Below are 205 nucleotides of genomic sequence, written 5' to 3'. Positions count from 1 at the left end.
CCAGATCAGGTAGAACTGCTCCTCGTTCGCGAGCGTCCACAGGTGGCTGAGGTTCGCACTGCCGTGATCGAACCCGGGGATGTTCATCGTGTAGGTCAGCGAGACGAGCACCGACCGGACGACGGAGCCTCTGGTGCCGGAGACGTCGAGGATTCCCTCGACGATGATGAACCCGATGAGCGAAGGAACACGAGCGGCGGGATGA

1 pseudogene is annotated in these 205 nt (G+C 62.0%); it reads right to left on the bottom strand.

Going from position 1 to position 205, the window contains the following annotated elements:
- Nucleotides 1-205: pseudogene (locus tag BN2660_RS16680) on the bottom strand (acyltransferase); the annotation flags it as partial.

Source organism: Microbacterium sp. 3J1, from assembly GCF_001049495.1.
GTDB lineage: Bacteria > Actinomycetota > Actinomycetes > Actinomycetales > Microbacteriaceae > Microbacterium.
The sequence above is the reverse complement of the archived record's forward strand: the minus strand, read 5'-3'. Positions and strand labels throughout refer to the sequence as shown.